The 15,482-nt window shown below is 61.2% G+C and carries 15 protein-coding genes; 6 read left to right on the forward strand and 9 right to left on the reverse strand.

Annotated elements, in window-relative coordinates; translation table 11 throughout:
* Positions 1 to 20: 20 nt before the first annotated feature.
* The 4 genes from C7G61_RS13915 to mddA form a co-directional block, all read right to left on the reverse strand.
* Complete coding sequence (locus C7G61_RS13915; protein WP_108514842.1) at positions 21 to 1,154, reverse strand: alpha-hydroxy acid oxidase; 1,134 nt, start codon at positions 1,152 to 1,154, stop codon at positions 21 to 23.
* 135 nt (positions 1,155 to 1,289) lie between these two features.
* Entirely contained in the window at positions 1,290 to 2,552 is a 1,263-nt protein-coding gene (locus C7G61_RS13920) for a CaiB/BaiF CoA transferase family protein (RefSeq protein WP_108514844.1), read from the reverse strand.
* A 293-nt stretch (positions 2,553 to 2,845) separates the two neighbouring features.
* Entirely contained in the window at positions 2,846 to 3,268 is a 423-nt protein-coding gene (locus C7G61_RS13925) for a GFA family protein (RefSeq protein ID WP_108515076.1), read from the reverse strand.
* Positions 3,269 to 3,296: 28 nt separating this feature from the next.
* On the reverse strand, positions 3,297 to 4,073 hold the full coding sequence (mddA, locus tag C7G61_RS13930) for a methanethiol S-methyltransferase (protein ID WP_108514846.1): 777 nt from the start codon (positions 4,071 to 4,073) through the stop codon (positions 3,297 to 3,299).
* 142 nt (positions 4,074 to 4,215) lie between these two features.
* On the opposite strand from mddA, the gene C7G61_RS13935 reads away from it, so the two are divergent.
* Positions 4,216 to 5,772: a winged helix-turn-helix domain-containing tetratricopeptide repeat protein gene (locus tag C7G61_RS13935; protein ID WP_108514848.1), complete on the forward strand. Its 1,557-nt coding sequence runs from the start codon at positions 4,216 to 4,218 to the stop codon at positions 5,770 to 5,772.
* Positions 5,773 to 5,793: 21 nt separating this feature from the next.
* Here C7G61_RS13935 and C7G61_RS13940 read toward each other — a convergent pair whose 3' ends face one another.
* A complete protein-coding gene (locus C7G61_RS13940; protein WP_108514850.1) occupies positions 5,794 to 6,846 on the reverse strand; it encodes a hypothetical protein in 1,053 nt (350 codons plus the stop codon).
* Positions 6,847 to 7,144: 298 nt separating this feature from the next.
* Between C7G61_RS13940 and bamA the strand changes: the two genes are divergently transcribed.
* Positions 7,145 to 9,409, forward strand: coding sequence for an outer membrane protein assembly factor BamA (gene bamA, locus C7G61_RS13945; RefSeq protein ID WP_108515078.1), 2,265 nt, complete (start codon positions 7,145 to 7,147; stop codon positions 9,407 to 9,409).
* Here bamA and C7G61_RS13950 read toward each other — a convergent pair.
* From C7G61_RS13950 to C7G61_RS13955, 3 genes are read right to left on the reverse strand one after another with little or no spacing between them, the layout of a single operon-like run.
* Complete coding sequence (locus tag C7G61_RS13950) at positions 9,390 to 9,965, reverse strand: DUF6456 domain-containing protein (protein ID WP_108514852.1); 576 nt, start codon at positions 9,963 to 9,965, stop codon at positions 9,390 to 9,392. The two genes, bamA and C7G61_RS13950, sit on opposite strands and share 20 nt — an antisense overlap.
* Before the next feature lie 47 nt (positions 9,966 to 10,012).
* Positions 10,013 to 10,183 (reverse strand): hypothetical protein, encoded by a 171-nt coding sequence (locus tag C7G61_RS44610; RefSeq protein ID WP_190241805.1) that lies wholly within the window; start codon positions 10,181 to 10,183, stop codon positions 10,013 to 10,015.
* Positions 10,180 to 10,713 carry a GcrA family cell cycle regulator gene (locus tag C7G61_RS13955; protein ID WP_108514854.1) on the reverse strand — a complete coding sequence of 178 codons (534 nt, stop codon included), beginning with the start codon at positions 10,711 to 10,713 and terminating at the stop codon, positions 10,180 to 10,182. Before C7G61_RS13955 ends, C7G61_RS44610 begins: the two co-directional genes overlap by 4 nt.
* A 129-nt stretch (positions 10,714 to 10,842) precedes the next feature.
* Between C7G61_RS13955 and C7G61_RS13960 the strand changes: the two genes are divergently transcribed.
* The 4 genes from C7G61_RS13960 to C7G61_RS13975 all read left to right on the forward strand — a co-directional run bounded on the left by C7G61_RS13960 (position 10,843) and on the right by C7G61_RS13975 (position 13,781).
* On the forward strand, positions 10,843 to 11,481 hold the full coding sequence (locus tag C7G61_RS13960; protein WP_108514856.1) for a S24 family peptidase: 639 nt from the start codon (positions 10,843 to 10,845) through the stop codon (positions 11,479 to 11,481).
* A gap of 172 nt (positions 11,482 to 11,653) precedes the next feature.
* Entirely contained in the window at positions 11,654 to 11,929 is a 276-nt protein-coding gene (locus C7G61_RS13965) for a hypothetical protein (RefSeq protein WP_108514858.1), read from the forward strand.
* Positions 11,930 to 12,096: 167 nt separating this feature from the next.
* Positions 12,097 to 13,284 (forward strand): OpgC domain-containing protein, encoded by a 1,188-nt coding sequence (locus tag C7G61_RS13970; RefSeq protein ID WP_108514860.1) that lies wholly within the window; start codon positions 12,097 to 12,099, stop codon positions 13,282 to 13,284.
* A gap of 224 nt (positions 13,285 to 13,508) precedes the next feature.
* Entirely contained in the window at positions 13,509 to 13,781 is a 273-nt protein-coding gene (locus tag C7G61_RS13975) for a hypothetical protein (protein ID WP_108514862.1), read from the forward strand.
* A 149-nt stretch (positions 13,782 to 13,930) separates the two neighbouring features.
* On the opposite strand, the gene C7G61_RS13980 is transcribed toward C7G61_RS13975, so the two are convergent.
* On the reverse strand, positions 13,931 to 15,301 hold the full coding sequence (locus tag C7G61_RS13980; protein WP_108514864.1) for a glycoside hydrolase family 3 N-terminal domain-containing protein: 1,371 nt from the start codon (positions 15,299 to 15,301) through the stop codon (positions 13,931 to 13,933).
* Positions 15,302 to 15,482: the final 181 nt, after the last annotated feature.

The raw sequence follows: 15,482 nt of genomic DNA on the forward strand, positions 1-15,482 counted from the left end.
ACCCGGCGCGGCCGCCCTTCTCAATAGCGGTAGGGCTCGATATCCAGCAATGGAAAGGCGCTGAACACGCTCGGCAGATTCGTCGCGGTCGCGGCATGCAGATAAGACTTGTCGAGTTCGGCCAAGCTGGTGACGCCGAGCAGCCCGAGACAGCGGATAACCTCATCTTCCAGCAGCTCCAGCATCCGCACGATGCCGGCTTCGCCCGCGGCTGCGAGCGCCCAGCATTGCAGCCGGCCGATGCCAACCAGATCAGCCCCGGAAGCGATCGCCTTTACGATGTCGGTGCCGCGGCAGAACGAACCGTCGACCACGATCTTGGCGCGGCCGGCAACGGCGTCGACGATTTCCGGCAGGACGTGCATGGACCCTCGTCCATGGTCGAGCTGGCGGCCGCCGTGGTTCGACACATAGATCCAATCCACGCCATGATCGAGCGCGATGGCGGCGTCTTCCGCAGTCGCAATGCCCTTGATCACCAGCGGAATTTTATACTTGTGCTTGATCAGCTTCACCGTGCGCCAATCCAGCCCCTTCTGGAAGTCGCCGCCGGTAGCGCGGATGCGGCTTTCGCGGACATACCGCTTGGCGATATCGCGCTCGCGCCGACTGTAATGCGCCGTGTCGACGGTCAGGCAGAACGCGGCATAGCCATTATCAATCGTTCGACTGACAACGTCCTCGACGAAGGCGTCATCACCGCGGACATAGAGCTGGTAAATGCGCAGCGCGTCGGGCGCACCCTTGGCGGTCGCCTCAAGTCCTGGTTCGGACACCGAACTCAGCATGTGGGCCGCGCCGAACCGACCGGCTCCCCGCGCGACGGCCGCGCCTGAATCGGGATCGAAAATCTCGAGTGCGCCGACCGGCGCAATCATGACCGGCAGGCGCAAGCGGCGGCCGAATACCTCGGTCGACCCGTCGACCTCAGCAACATTGCGCAGCACCCGGGGCCGGAATGCAATCTCGTCGAGCGCCATGCGGTTGCGGCGCATGGTGGTCTCCGTCTCCGAGGCGCCGACGATATAGTCCCATGCGTTCTGGTTGAGTCGGGCGCGGGCTTTGCGGACGAATTCGTGGAGATTCTGGAATTCTTCGCCGCTGGCGCCGAGTTCGACATTCCTCGCCGGCCGGCTGGGCGTCCCGTCGTTCATGGTACTTCTCTCCCATTTTGCCGGCACATTAACCGCAGACAAACGGGAAAAGCTACAGCTTTGAAAGAGTTAGGCGTCGTGCAAACGCAGGGATGTTATTCGTTTGCAAGATGCATCAAACCTGATCGGTGCCGCTCAGGCCGTATTGCCCGGCTTCCCGAAAGCCCCCGCCTCGGCCAGATCAACGATACGTCGCTCATCGTAGCCGAGGGTCTTTCGGAGCACCTCCCTGGTATGCTCGCCGAGCAGCGGCGCCGCCACGGGATCGACGGTTGGCGTCAAGCTCATTTGCAGCGGCGTTTCAATATTGGGGACGGCGCCCGCGGTCGGATGCGGAATCCGGCTGAGGCGATGGCGCTCGCGCACCTCCGGCGCGTTGAAACCTTCCTCTACGGTGCGCAGATAGCCGACCGGTATGTTGGCCTTCTTCATCTTGGCCATCCAGTGCTCAAGGCTGTCGCTGGCAAAGATACCGGCGATGATGGCGCGCAACTTTTCCTTGTTGGCGGTTCGGTTTTTCCTGTGGGCGAACTCGGGATCGGTGACGAGGTCCGGCCGATCGAGCACATCCACCACGAGCCGGCGGTACAGGCGGTCGTTGGCGCAGGCCATGTAAAGCGGCCCATCAGATGCCTGATAGACGCCGACGGTGGGCGAGCCGTTCGGCGAATTTCCGAAGCGGCCCGGGTTCGCGCCGCTGATCAGATAGGCCATGCCGTAGAAACCGGTCATCGCCACGGCGGTGTCGATCAGCGCGACCTCGACCTGCTGGCCGCGGCCCAGCCGGTCGCGAGCTATCAGCGCCAGCAGGATGGCGTTGCATGCCGACATGCCCGTCGCCATGTCGACGATCGGCGGACCGGTCCGCACCGGCTCCCCATCCGGAAATCCGTTCAGCGACATGAAGCCGCTTTCGGCCTGTGTGATCGGATCAAACCCCGGACGCAAGGCGAACTCGCCCTTGCGGCCATAGGCCGAGATCGAGCAATAGATCAGCTTCGGATTGGTCGGCGCGACGGAGGCATAGTCGAGACCGAACTTCTTCATCACGCCGCCGGAGAAATTCTCCACGACGACATCCGCTTTCGCGATCAGTTCGCGGGCGACTTCGAGCGCCGCAGGATTGTTGAAATCGAGCGCGATGCCGCGCTTGTTGCGATTGAGGCCAAGGAAGGCCGCGCTCTCGCCGCCGATTTCCGCATGTTCATAATGGCGGGTATCATCACCCCCGTCAGGGTTTTCGATCTTGATCACTTCGGCGCCGAAATCGGCCAGCGTCTGCGTGCAGGCAGGGCCGGCAACGACCCGGGTGAAATCGACGACCAGCAGACCATCCAGCGCAGTCGGTTCGCCCTTTACGCGCGGCGTTCGCTCCGGCAATTGCGGCTTGGCAGTCATCTCCGGCATTTCCCCTTGTTATTCTGCCTGGCGAAACGAAGGTTTTCGCCGCGACTTCAAGGCTTTCTTACCGGAACCAGACGGGTAACGCCAAACCCCGATTTTGCAGGGCGGGACCTGCCGCTGACATAGCTCTCATGACGGCGCGCGGGGGCGCGGCATTGCCCTCGCCTCCAAGGCTGGCACCCCAAAAAGACGTCGCCCGCCCCGGTCAGGTCCGGGAGTCGAGCGACGCCTTATCGATGCGCAGACGCTGCGAACAGCGTTCGCGGCGCCTTTACATGCCCGTTTTCCTACTCGGCGATCATCTCACCGGACCCGCCAAGCTCGGCGGGGAAATCCTTCAGTTTGGGCAGCCCATCCCGCATCGGCAGCACCGTCTCGGCGTAATTGACGTGAACGCCAGGCGTGAAGGGGAGTGTCGGCAGAATTGCCGCGAAGACATCGACCAGCCCGAGCGTCGGATGATTGGTCATCAGGTGACCGCCGCACTCCGCGCAGTACTTGCGCTGGCTCATCGGAGTCTTCTCGAACGTCGCGACATGTTGCGCCCCCGCCGTGATCCGCACCGCTTCCGGCTTCCACAGGGTGAACGCGTTCACCGGTCCGCCGGACCACGAACGGCAGGAACGGCAATGGCAATAACCCATTCCCTCCGGCGCACCCGTGACCTGGACCTCGACCGCACCGCAAAAACAGCTTCCGGTATGCTTCATCATTTCTGTCTCCTTGATTGAGAAGTGATCACGCCGGCCTGCGCCACGGGAATAGCATGGAAACGCGCTCCCGATAACGGCGATATTCGTCGCCGAACATGCCGACGAGATCGCGCTCTTCGAGCATGATGCCGACGAAGATGTAGGCCGTGGTCACCGCCGCAAACAATAGATGCCCGGCGCTCATCGTCGGGGCAGCCCAGAAGGCGATGATGAAGCCGAGATAGATCGGGTGCCGGACAAAACGGTAGAAGAACGGCGTCCGGAAGACGGGCGCCGGCATCTCGCGTCCCACGAGATTGTTGGCGACCTGGTGCAGTCCGAACAGTTCGAAATGATTGATCAGGAAGGTGCTCGTGAACACGATCACCCAGCCGATGAACGACAGCGTGGCGATCACCATGGCCATTTCCGGCTCCTGGACGTTCCAGATCACGGCCGGCATCGGACGCCATTGCCAGAACAGCAACAGAAGCGTCAGGCTTGCACACAAAACATAGGTGCTGCGCTCGACCGACTTTGGAATAAACTGCGTCCACCAGTGTTTGAAAAACTTACGCGCCATGACGCTATGTTGAATGGCAAATAACGACATCAGACCGAGATTCACGATAATTGCCTCGAATATCCCCGTACTCGCGCCGCTATCGATCGCCTTCGGCACGGCGAGCCCCGATACGAACCCGATGGCGTACAGAATCGTGATCAGAAATGTGAGATAGGCCACACCTCCGAAAAGAAATGCAGTGAATCTTGGGATTCGATTACCCGGCATCGCCGGGCTGATGGCTTGGGTTTCCGTCATGAAATTGGCTCCGCTGCAGACAATAGGATTGCAACCCCCGGTTTGGCAGAATGCACGGAGAATGGCGCCAGGACTTTGCCTGACGCTTGATCTCTTCATGAGGCGGACTTGATTGTTTCTTGAGAAAGGTGCGGTAGCGCACGTGAAATTCAACTTCGATAATCACGTCCTGGACACCGATCGTCGCGAGCTGCGCCACGGCGGCGAACTGGTAGCGATGCAGCCGCAAGTGTTCGACTTGCTGGTTCACCTGTTGAAACACCGCGATCATGTGGTCAGCCGGAACGATCTCATTGCGCTGGTGTGGGGAGGACGGAACGTCTCGGACTCGACGCTGGACAGCCGGATCAACGCCGCCCGAAACGCGATCGGCGACAACGGCAAGGAACAGCGGCTCATTCGTACCATTCCCCGCAAGGGGCTTCGCTTCGTCGGCGCCGTGAATGGGCCGTGCAATGCACAGACCGCTTCGGCGCTGGAAACAGAACAACCGCGTTCGGGGTTAGCGCTGCCCGACCGGCCGGCAATAGCCGTGCTGCCGTTCGACAATATGAGCGACGACCGCGAGCAGGAGTATTTTTCCGACGGAATCAGCGAGGACATCATCACCGCGCTGTCGAAACTGCGCTGGTTCTTCGTGATCGCGCGCAACTCGTCGTTCACCTACAAGGGCAAGGCGGTCCAGATGAAGCAGATCGCTGCCGAGCTCGGGGTGCGTTACGTGCTCGAAGGCAGTGTGAGAAGGAGCGGCGATCGTGTACGCATTACTGCGCAGCTCAACGATACCGCAACGGGCAGTCATATCTGGGCGGAGCGTTTCGACCGCGACCTCACCGACGTTTTCGCCGTGCAGGACGAGATCACCGACGCCATCGTCGCTGCGATCGAGCCGCAGATTTACGCCGCGGAGAACTTTCGCAGCCGGCGCAAGCCGCCCAACAGCGTCGACGCGTGGGATCTGGTGATGCGGGCGCTGTCGCATCACTGGCGGGTGACGCGTCCCGACAGCCTCGCCGCGCAGGCGCTGCTGGAACGCGCGATTGCCATCGATCCGAACTACGGCCAGGCGCTGGCCCTGTTCGCGACCAACCACATGTTCGGCGTGCATCTGGGCTGGACTGATCTTGCAACTGCAGCGCCTGTCGCCGAGCAAGCGGCATTGTCGGCAATTGCCGCCGATAGCGAGGATGCCTGGGCGCATACGGCCCTCGGCAGCGTGTATTTCTCCACACGCCGGCTCGACCATTCGCTGGCCGAGTTCGAACTGGCGCTCCAGCTCAACCCGAATTTCTCGCTGGCGCAGGGGTACTACGCGCTGGCGCTGTCCTATAGCGGGCGGTGGACGGATGCCTATGCGGCGACGCAACGCGCCATCCGCCAGAGCCCGCGCGATCCCTCTTCAGCAATCTATTACGGCGTTGCGGCCTACGCCCAGTTCGTCGGAAAGAACTATCAGGAAGCGATTGCACTGGCGCGCGAGGCGACCCGTCAGCGCGGCGACCTCACCGGCGCCTATCGGGTGCTGACGGTCGCGGCCGGCATGACTGGCCAGATTGAACTCGCCCGGACCGCACTTCACGAGTTGCGCCGGACCCAGCCCAATATTTCGCTCTCCTGGATCGCGACGCAGTTACCCTGGAAGCACGACGCCGATCGCGAGCACTATCTCGAAGGCTTTCGCCGCGCCGGTCTGGAATGAGCTGCGGCGACGAGCCCTGAACTACTGCTGCTTTTCCCAGAACGACAGCAACCCCTGCGAGGCCGAACCGCCGATCACACAGGGGATGCCGACCGCGACCTGCCCCAGCGCAGCCGCAGAGACGCAACCGAGCGCGACCGCTCCGACACCGACCTGACCCCAGAAGCTGAGGTCGCGGCGGCTATCGGAGCCCTTGATCTTGAGTTCATCCACGGCGGCAAGCGCGTCCTTGCGGAGCGCTGCGATTTGCACCGTGTCCGCCGCCTCGACCACTTCGGCGAGCGGCGCCTTGACCGCCGCGGGCTGTCTGGCAAGTTCGCTGCGGAGATAATCGCGCAAACCGGCGTCGCGGATCGCATAGCTTGCCAGTGTGTATCGCGCCATGCTTCCGACCGTCAGCTTGTCGACCGTGTCGCGGCTCTTGCTCCACGGCAGCATCTGGATGATGCGCTGGATAGGCGCATGCGAGCCGGTCGCAAAATAGTAGCCCCACAGCGTATCCAGCAAATCCTGATTGCTCGCAAACGTGAGCGTCGTGTTCAGCTTCCGCTCGTCCTTGGCGAAGGGATTCTTGGTGAAGGCGCCGCGCAACTTGTCCATCACACCGGGCTTCATTTCCTCCAGCGGGATGTCGGTCAAGGTCGGCAGCTTGCCCGCCAGGTAGGCGTCGATCATGACCCGCCGGCCCGGCATCCGTGGCGCGACCCGGCGCAGAACGTTTCTCCAGTCGGGCAGCCCCGAATAGGCGATGGCACGGACGATCACCCATTCGTCTTCCGGTCGGACAGGAAAGAAACCGGCGATGAGTTGCTCGGCCTTGGCAGGGTTTGAGCCGATCGCACCCGCGATAAAGCCGAGATAGATTCCGGCATTCTCCGGTTCCTTGAACGTCTGCGAATGAAACAGCACGCGCACGGCTGCCGGGACGTGGGCATAGTCCGGCTTGGCCCTGTAATTATAGATCCATTGCTGGACCACGCCGAGCGAAGCACGCGGATCGACCTCCGGCGTCTTCTCTGCATGCGCGGGCTGAATCAGCATGAGCGCGGCGGCGACGAAAGCTGCATAACGCATGTGATGCTCCTGTGAGCGTAGACGCATGCACGGTTCCGTACGCGAGCGTCCCTGGCTCTCTCGATGGCGAAGCATGAAGCGGGCATTGCGACAATTCTGAGAAAGTCCGCATTAAGAGAAGGCGTCCAAATTGTGGCACATCGCCCGCAACTCACCTTATCCCAGACATTTTTTTGCCCTGCGCGGGCAATTCGATCTCAGCCGATCAATAGGAGCCCCGCGGGACGTGGGGATCACAGAGATTAGACGCATCACGCAACGCGACCGGACCGTTTTTCGGCTTGCCGGCGCCCTCGGATTGATTTTCGCGACACCCGTCGTCGCAGAAATCGCCTCGCCGTCGCAAGCGTCTGTCATCGTCGAAGGCAATCGCCGCGTCGACGCCGAGACCGTGCGCTCCCACTTTCGTGCAGGCCCTGACGGACATTTCGACGAAGCCGCGCGTGACGCTGCGTTGAAAGCGCTGATTGCAACGGGCCTGTTTGACAAGATTTCCATCGAACGCGCCGGCGAGCGGCTTGTGGTGCATGTGTCCGAAGCGCCCGTGCTCGACCGCGTCGCATTCGAGGGCAACAAGAAGGTCAAGGACACCGACCTTGCCGTTGCCGTCGAAGCGAAGCCGCGCGGCTCGCTGCAACGCGCCACCGTGCAAGCCGACGTCGGCCGCATCATCGAGGCATACCGGCGTGCCGGCCGCTCCGAGGTCCGCGTTGATCCGCAAATCATCGACCGCGGCAACGGCCGGGTCGACCTCATCTACGCCATAGCGGAGGGGGCAAAAACTCCGGTGCGGCAGATCGACTTCACCGGCAACAAAGTCTTCGGCAAGCGGCAGCTCAGTGCCGTGATCAAGACCTCCGCCACCCACATGCTGAGTTTCCTGACCGGCGGTGACGCCTACGATCCCGACCGGATCGCGCAAGACGAGGAACAGCTGCGGCTTTACTACCGCAGCAAGGGTTATGCCGACGTCAGCGTCTCATCGGCAAAGGCCGAGTATGATCCGGCGACGAAGGGTTTTACGCTGAGCTTCGCAATCGATGAGGGTCCGCTCTATCGCTTCCGGGAAGTCAGCGTCGCCTGCAACGTTCCGGGCATGGATTGCGACAAGCTTCGTGCGCTCCCTACCGCGCACCCGGGCGCGGTGTTCGACGGCAACGCCCTGGACAAGACCACCGAACTGCTGGCGATCGAAATGGCAAAGCTTGGCTATCCCTTTGCCCAGGCGACCCTCCACCTCACCCGCGATGCCAACGCACAACGCATCGACGTCGCCTTCGTGATCGAACAGGGGTCTCGCACCTATGTCGAACGGATCGAGATCCACGGCAACACGCGCACCCGCGATTACGTGATCCGACGCGAATTCGATATCGCGGAAGGCGACGCTTACAACAAGACGTTGATAGACCGGGCCGAGCGGCGTTTGAAGAATTTGAACTACTTCAAAACGGTGAAGATATCGAACAGGCCGGGCTCGGCCCCGGACCATGTCATCCTCGATGTCGAGGCAGTTGACCAGGCGACCGGCGATTTCAACGTCGCCGGCGGTTACTCGACCACCGATGGCGCGCTCGTCGAGGTCAAAGTCGGCGACCGGAATTTCTACGGCACGGGCAAGAACGTCCAGGCCGCCTTCACCTACGGCCAATATGCGCGCGGGGTCAATCTGGCCGCGTCCGAACCCTATTTTCTCGGCACCAAGGTCGCGGCGGGGATCGAACTCTTCGGCCGCCAAAGCGACGCCAACAGCTACCAATCCTACGGCACCACCACCTACGGCGCGAGGCTGCAGCTGGGGACGCCGATCAACGAGCAACTCGGCGTGCAGTGGCGCTACTCGATCTACAATCAGAATATCACGCTTTCGCCGAACAGCTCGGGCCTGACACCATCGCTGGCCGTCCGGCAAGCGGCGGCCGCCGGTCCGACCTGGGTCTCCGCCCCCGGCAGTACGACGACCTACAGCACGCTGGACAACACAAAGAGCCCGACCAGCGGAATTAGGTCGCAGCTCAGCCAGGACCTGGCGGGACTTGGTGGTGATGTGAAATTTCTGAAGACGACGGAAGACGTGCGCTACTACAAATCAATCAACAGCGACCTCGTTGGCATGGTTCGCGCCCAGGGCGGCTACGTGACTGGTTGGGGCGGCCAGCAGGTGCCGCTGATGAACAATTTCTTCGGCGGCCCGACCATGGTGCGTGGCTTTGCCCCCAATGGCTTCGGCCCGCGCGACCTGACGGCGGGCACCACGATGGATAATGTCGGCGGCAGCGCGTATTGGGCAACGACCGCCGAACTGCAGAGTGCAATCCCCGGCGTGCCCAATGAATACGGCCTCAGGGCCACGGCCTTTGTCGATGCCGGCAGCGTATTCCGCTACAGCGGATCGACGGCAGGGCTTCAGGTCGCCAACAAGAATGTCGTGCGCTCGTCGGTCGGCGCAGGCCTGACCTGGGCCTCGCCGTTCGGCGCCTTGACCGTCGACTACGCCATACCGCTGAGCAAGGCTGCCTACGACGTAGTACAGCCGCTGCGATTCAGCGCGGGAGGGTTTTGACGGGGACAGGATGCTCCGTCGCGAATCCATACAACAGCGCCAGCCGGTCGAGGCATTCGCGGAATCGTCTTGAAAAATAGTCGCTCCAGCGTTTGGTACACAGGCCCCTCCGCTGGCCGATCTGCTCCATGGTCAGGCCCTGGACCAGGACGTCATGCACCAGCGCCGAGCCGTCCGCGCCGAGTTCGCGTTCGGCCCGGTTCAACCGCAGCACGGCCTTGCGCTGGCCCTCGGTGATCGGTTCGCGGCTCTGCCCGCCATCGACATATTCCCGGGTCGGATCGACCGCGCGCGGCCCGCGTTCGGCCTTCTCCCAATCGCTCTGGAACGCACGCCCCGCCTGATACTGCGCCTCGTCGATCTGGCGATGGGAATGCAGCCGAGCGAGCGGATCGTTGCGGATCGACCGCAGCGCAACGATCTTCTCGCCCGGCTCCAACGCCAGGGGATTATCGACCTCGACGGTTGCGACTTCAGCGTTGCGTAGCAGGTCGCGGGACCTTCGGTCATGTGCCTTGGCGGGATTGTACGGCTTTCGGCGTTTGGCTCTCGGCATCTGATGGACTCCTCGAAAACTGTGGAATTCGGTTTCGACCAGAAGATCTATTCGCTTGATGCGCCCGATATCTCGTCACGTAGCAGTTCGGATAATTCGTCCCTACGGCCGCAGCCCACCGGCTGAAGTCCGATCAGCGCACGCAGATGAGCGATCCGATGACGGCGCGGCAACTGTTTCAGCCTGTCGGCCACGCCTGTGACAGCAGTGTTCTTCATGCCGCCTCCACCACGCGCAATGAAATAGTGCTCACCGCACGCTCGGCGGGCACGATCGGATCGCGGCTCAGATGAAAATGGGGAGTACAATAGCTCGAACCCGGGCGGCGCGGATGACCGCAGAAAGTGATCGCCTCGCTCTCTTCATCGCCGCCGTAGGGATAGCGGCAGTCGCCGCGCTCCAGTTCGATCAGGGAGAGATGCCGCGGTTCGATCGCCACACAACGCAGCTTGACCGGCTTGATCTCTTTGAACACCGGCGTCGGCCAGGGAAGCGCAAGCGTCCTGAAATCGCTGGGACTGGGTTCAGCGATCTCGTGCAGCTCAGCAGGCTTGGTCGGCATCGACGGTTGCTGGCGATCGTCCGGTCCCAGCCCCAGGCGCCGGGCGCGTCCGAGCGCAGCACTGCGGGAGTAGGACGTATTGAATCGTGAATTGATGGCTCGCGCGGCTTCCGAAAAGGTCATGCCTTTGGCAATAAATTCCCGCAGCGCGTCCGAGTGCTCGGGCGCCCAGTTCGACAGTTCCATTTGTTATCCTTGCTCTTGTCAACGCCGCCCGACGCCGACAATCAATTTCTGATATTCCGAAATGAAAGTCAAGCTTGATTTCGGATAATCGGAACTGCTATCATTTCCGAAATTCGGAAAGGTCCGACCATGCTGGATATCAGATTGATCGAACGGGGGCTGGAAAAGCCGGGCAAGACCAAGGGCGGATTGGCCACCGCGATGGGCGTTCGTCCTGGCGCGGTTTCCGAGATCCTGTCCGGGATACGCCTGATCAAGGCGTCCGAAATCGCGGCGATCATCGAGTATCTCGAACTGAACTCGGTGCCGATCATGGGCCGTGTCGGCGCCGGCGCCTCGATCGAGCCGGAACACGAGCAGGTGCCGCCGGAAGGCCTCGGCGAGGTCGAACTGCCTTTCCCGATCGCCGAAGAGACCATCGCCTTCGAGGTAGCCGGCGATTCCATGCTGCCGAAGTACGAGAATGGCGATGTTATCGTAGTCTATCGCGAGCAGAGCCACCCGCTGTCGAGCTTCTACGGCGAAGAAGCCGCCGTCCGCCTGAAAACCGGCGAGCGTTATCTGAAGACGATCGAGCGGGGAAAATCACCGACCTCGGTCAACCTCACGAGCTTCAATGCCAAGCCGATCACCGGCGTAAAGCTGGAATGGATCGGCGAGATCTGCGTCACCCTGCCCAGGGGCCAGATCGAGCGATTGCGCAACAAGGCGGCGGCCCGGGCGCGCAAGGCGACAAGGGCAACGGGCGGCCGCACGCCGGACAAATAGCAATCGCCGTTGCGATTTCCGAATCGACTGATTCTGTCGATGCCCGCGACCGCCTTTCCCTCCTCATGGCATAATTTCTGCTTTTCCGAATTTTTACTTGACTAATTTCTGATTTTCAGAAATAATGCCATCGTCGTTTTTCCGGTGCGCGGGATGAGGTCAGATCGCCAGCATGCAGTATTTCGTCGTGATGATCGACTACGGCCGCCGCGGTCGCGAGGCCATCGTCGACCCGGAAATCACAAGGCGCGAGGTGATCTCCCGGATCGCGTCAGGTGAATACAGCAATATCAGCTTCATCCATGAAATCGCAGATTGCTCGGTCGAGGATATCACCGCCGAGATTCTCAGCGAAGCGGCCCTGCCCGATATCGGCCCGGCGGGCGCCGATCTGCAAGCCAGCCAGTTCGATCACATCCGCGACTTGCGCAAGCACGAGCGGGCGTGACCCACGTTCGGCCGCGCTATTCCCTCAAAACATTGTGATTGTTGGACGGACTTGAATCGCCGACAACGCGCTTAATTATTCTTCACGTAAAGTCTATTCCGACGGTGCGGACAATCGCGCTAGATTCGCGATTCGATTCCTCCGATTTGCAAAGTTCTTAACCCGCAATGTATCCGTCAATGAAGGCTGAGCTCGCTGCGCGCGACGGCGATCTCCGACTCTGTCTCCTGCTTGGTATCGCGGCCTGGTTTCTCTTTCTGGATCACGTCCCGCACAATGCGGTCAGCCTGCTGACCATACGCAACTTCGGATTCAGCGGCGCCACCGACCTGTTCGTATTCGTCGGCGGTTACACCGCTGCCATCCTCTATGGAAGGATGATGCTGGAGCGCGGATTCGTCGTGACGGCAACCCGCATCTTCAAGCGGCTGTGGCAGCTTTACGCCGCCTATATCGTCCTATTCGTGATCTATATCGATCTGATCGGATATGTCGCGCGCCAATCCGCCGCGCCCGCACTTATCGGCGAATTCAACGTCACGGGCATCGTCGACCATACGGTCCGGACACTGATTCACGGCCTGCTGCTTCGGGCCAAGCCGCTGAACCTTGATGTGTTGCAACTGCTTATCGTATTGATGGCGGCCTTCCCGTTCGTTCTGTTCGGCATGCTCCGCCGGCCGAATGTCACCATGGCGGGGTCGATTGGTCTCTACGTCGCCGCCCGTCAGTTCGACTGGAATTTGTCTGCGTTTCCGGATGGACGGTGGTACCTCAACCCGTTCTGCTGGCAACTCCTGTTTGCGCTCGGCGCCTGGTTGGCATTGAGCGGCGCCAATCAAATACGCGCTATACGTACGCTTCAGGAACTCCCGATGCTGCGCGCTGCGGCGGGGCTGTACCTGCTCTTAGCTCTGGCGGTGACGGTGGCGGTGAAATTTCCCCAGGCCGGTATCGTCCCGGATCTGCTGCGCGACGTCTTTGTTCCCAACGACAAGGAAAATCTCGCCCCTCACAGGGTGCTTCACTTTCTCGCGCTGGCTTTTCTGTTTGCCTACATGGTGCCGCGAGACTGGTCCGGTTTCCGGTGGCAAACGTTGCAGCCGGTCATCAAATGCGGCCAGGAGTGGCTGGCGGTGTTTTGCGCGGGGGTGTTTCTTTCGTTTGCCGGACACCTTGTCCTGATCACGGGCCCGGATTCGCTCGCCATGCAGATCCTGGTTAGCTTTGCCGGAATTTTGATCATGACGGGCGTGGCCTACTACGTATCGTGGTCAAAACGGCAGGATCACAAGCCTGCATTCCGGCCCCAGGCGATGACGGGGTTACCTGAGGAGGGCCGGTTCGCCAAATAATTCGCGCCGGACTTCGTCCTGCGCCACCGCTGATCACATCATATCGCTGTCCGCGCCGCGCGATCGAAAAGCCTCGACGACATCAACAAGCCCGTACAGCCCGGCCAAGAGCGGCCGCGCCGTCGAGTCGCCGGCGGAATTGCGCATCGGTGTCCCTTCCGGAAGGGCAAAGGTTGCTGCAAACTGCATATGTAGCCTGCGATTCGTAGATGTCTTGAGGACCCATGAACGAGACTCTGATATCCGCCTGCACCATGTTTCTCGTTCCAGCAACGCTCTTGTTCGGTGCTTTAGGTGTCGCGAACTCATCCTTTCTCAAGATGCTGGTCTGCCTGCTTGGCGTGGCCACGACGGGAATATGGCTTTACCGGATATGGTGGTGGACGAGCCTGTCTTTGATCGATCGCAGAACGGCGCTTGGTCTCGCGGGCATGTTTGCGTGCGCATGGGTAGTGACATTCCTGGTGCAGTTGAAGAATGCATTCTCGCTGCGCTAGCGCTCATTGGGTGATCAGAGCCTGCTCGGGAAAGAGAATTTCACTTTTGCTTCAATCCATCATTGGCAGCACCGGCGAGGCCTCACGCAATCATATGCAAATTGGCAAGACCCACATGGCGCGAAATGCCAAGCGGCCCGCGCGATCAATCAGTCATCGGGCGGCGTAGGTACTCCCGGAGCAGCGGTGTGCGATGTCGTAGAATACCGTGGGTCTTGGCGCTCCCTGGGGAATGCCCCTTTCAACCGCATCTCACTGTCGCCCAACATGGCGGCGTCGAGCCTTCCTTCGGCCGACGCCGCCACGGCGCAGGTAAAGATGCGATAGAACTGCGCTCCGTCGAAGGCGACCAGCAGCAGATCGACACCGGCATTGAGCGCCTCGACCACCGCCGTACAGACATTGCGTTGATAGATCGCCCCCATCACGAGGTCGTCGGTCATGACGACGCCTTGATAATTCCATTTCTTGCGAACGATGCCGTCGACGACTCGTTTGGAGTGCGACGCCGCGCGATCCGGATCAACGGATGTCAGTCTGACATGCCCGATCATCAGTTGCGCTTTCGAGCCGGCCAGCACCTTCCTGAACGGAAGCCAGTCCGACGCTTCGAGTTCGTCCAGGGGCGTATCCAGATCGGCGCTGAAGTGATGGGTGTCGGTTCGTACGCGTCCGAGCCCCGGAAAATGCTTGACCGTCGCGCCAACGCCTGACGCTTCCAGCCCGTTGACGTAAGCTCGCGCGATATCGGCGACGATGGCCGGATCATCGGAAATCGCGCGGTAGCGAATCAGCGTGTTGAAATCGAGCCGGTTGCGCTTCATCTCGGGGCGCAAATCCAGCACCGGCGCTAGGTTCATGTTGACGCCGAGCGCCGCCAACTCCTGCCCGTGCGTACGCCCGAACGCCTCCGCCTTCTCGGCGCGAACATCCGGCGCCAGGCTCGCAAGGGTCGATAGCGCCGGCAACTTGGTCAAGGGCGGCGCCAGATGCGATACGATGCCGCCTTCCTGGTCGGCGGCGACGATCAGAGGCGGCAGGCCGGCCGCACGCCGCTTTTCTTGCAGCGCGGAGATTTCTTCTTTCAGACGCGCCGCCGTCGATCCCGCGATATTGTGCCTGGTGATGTAGACACCGGAGATCAGGCCCTTCTCGGCAAGAACGGCCACCTCAGGGAATGACGAGTATCCCACGATGAAGTGTCGCCCAAGGCTTCGCGCCTGTGCAGCGCCGATTTGCAAGACGCTCCGCTTGCGCCATTCAAACGAAGTATGCGCGCCGAGCATCGACAGCGATGGCAGGCACCACAGCAGAATAAGCAACCGTCCGGCGACGCCTCGCCTCCAATAGCCGCGGCGGATGAGGACCACCGCGGCGATGATGCTCGCTGCCGCCAGAACAATGTTGCCTGGACCCCGCAGCGCAATCAGGTAGGGATCGTTCTTGTTGACAGCTGCGAAAACGAAGACTGGTCCGGCGAGCCAGACGAGGATGATGCCGATACGCTTGAGGATTTGCATGAAAAGTTTGGGGGCTTTGCGGAGACGGGGCGAGACGATTGCCCGTATCAAACTTGCCCGGCATGCGCGAGCGCATAAGCGCGCCTGCACGGAAACTGCATAAGAATCCTGAACTCTTGCAGAGGGTGCTCCAAGCAACTGCACAACCGCATCGGATAGTCCGAACTGCAAGCCAGGGGCG

Origin of the sequence: Bradyrhizobium algeriense (assembly GCF_003062295.1) — a bacterium.
Classification (GTDB): Bacteria; Pseudomonadota; Alphaproteobacteria; order Rhizobiales; family Xanthobacteraceae; genus Bradyrhizobium; species Bradyrhizobium algeriense.

Bases quoted from the DNA above. Each gene is read 5' to 3' on its own strand.
- C7G61_RS13915 (WP_108514842.1), bottom strand. From the start codon at position 1,154: ATGAACGACGGGACGCCCAGCCGGCCGGCGAGGAATGTCGAACTCGGC.
- C7G61_RS13920 (WP_108514844.1), bottom strand. From the start codon at position 2,552: ATGACTGCCAAGCCGCAATTGCCGGAGCGAACGCCGCGCGTAAAGGGC.
- C7G61_RS13925 (WP_108515076.1), bottom strand. From the start codon at position 3,268: ATGAAGCATACCGGAAGCTGTTTTTGCGGTGCGGTCGAGGTCCAGGTC.
- mddA (WP_108514846.1), bottom strand. From the start codon at position 4,073: ATGACGGAAACCCAAGCCATCAGCCCGGCGATGCCGGGTAATCGAATC.
- C7G61_RS13940 (WP_108514850.1), bottom strand. From the start codon at position 6,846: ATGCGTTATGCAGCTTTCGTCGCCGCCGCGCTCATGCTGATTCAGCCC.
- C7G61_RS13950 (WP_108514852.1), bottom strand. From the start codon at position 9,965: ATGCCGAGAGCCAAACGCCGAAAGCCGTACAATCCCGCCAAGGCACAT.
- C7G61_RS44610 (WP_190241805.1), bottom strand. From the start codon at position 10,183: ATGAAGAACACTGCTGTCACAGGCGTGGCCGACAGGCTGAAACAGTTG.
- C7G61_RS13955 (WP_108514854.1), bottom strand. From the start codon at position 10,713: ATGGAACTGTCGAACTGGGCGCCCGAGCACTCGGACGCGCTGCGGGAA.
- C7G61_RS13960 (WP_108514856.1), top strand. From the start codon at position 10,843: ATGCTGGATATCAGATTGATCGAACGGGGGCTGGAAAAGCCGGGCAAG.
- C7G61_RS13965 (WP_108514858.1), top strand. From the start codon at position 11,654: ATGCAGTATTTCGTCGTGATGATCGACTACGGCCGCCGCGGTCGCGAG.
- C7G61_RS13970 (WP_108514860.1), top strand. From the start codon at position 12,097: ATGTATCCGTCAATGAAGGCTGAGCTCGCTGCGCGCGACGGCGATCTC.
- C7G61_RS13975 (WP_108514862.1), top strand. From the start codon at position 13,509: ATGAACGAGACTCTGATATCCGCCTGCACCATGTTTCTCGTTCCAGCA.
- C7G61_RS13980 (WP_108514864.1), bottom strand. From the start codon at position 15,301: ATGCAAATCCTCAAGCGTATCGGCATCATCCTCGTCTGGCTCGCCGGA.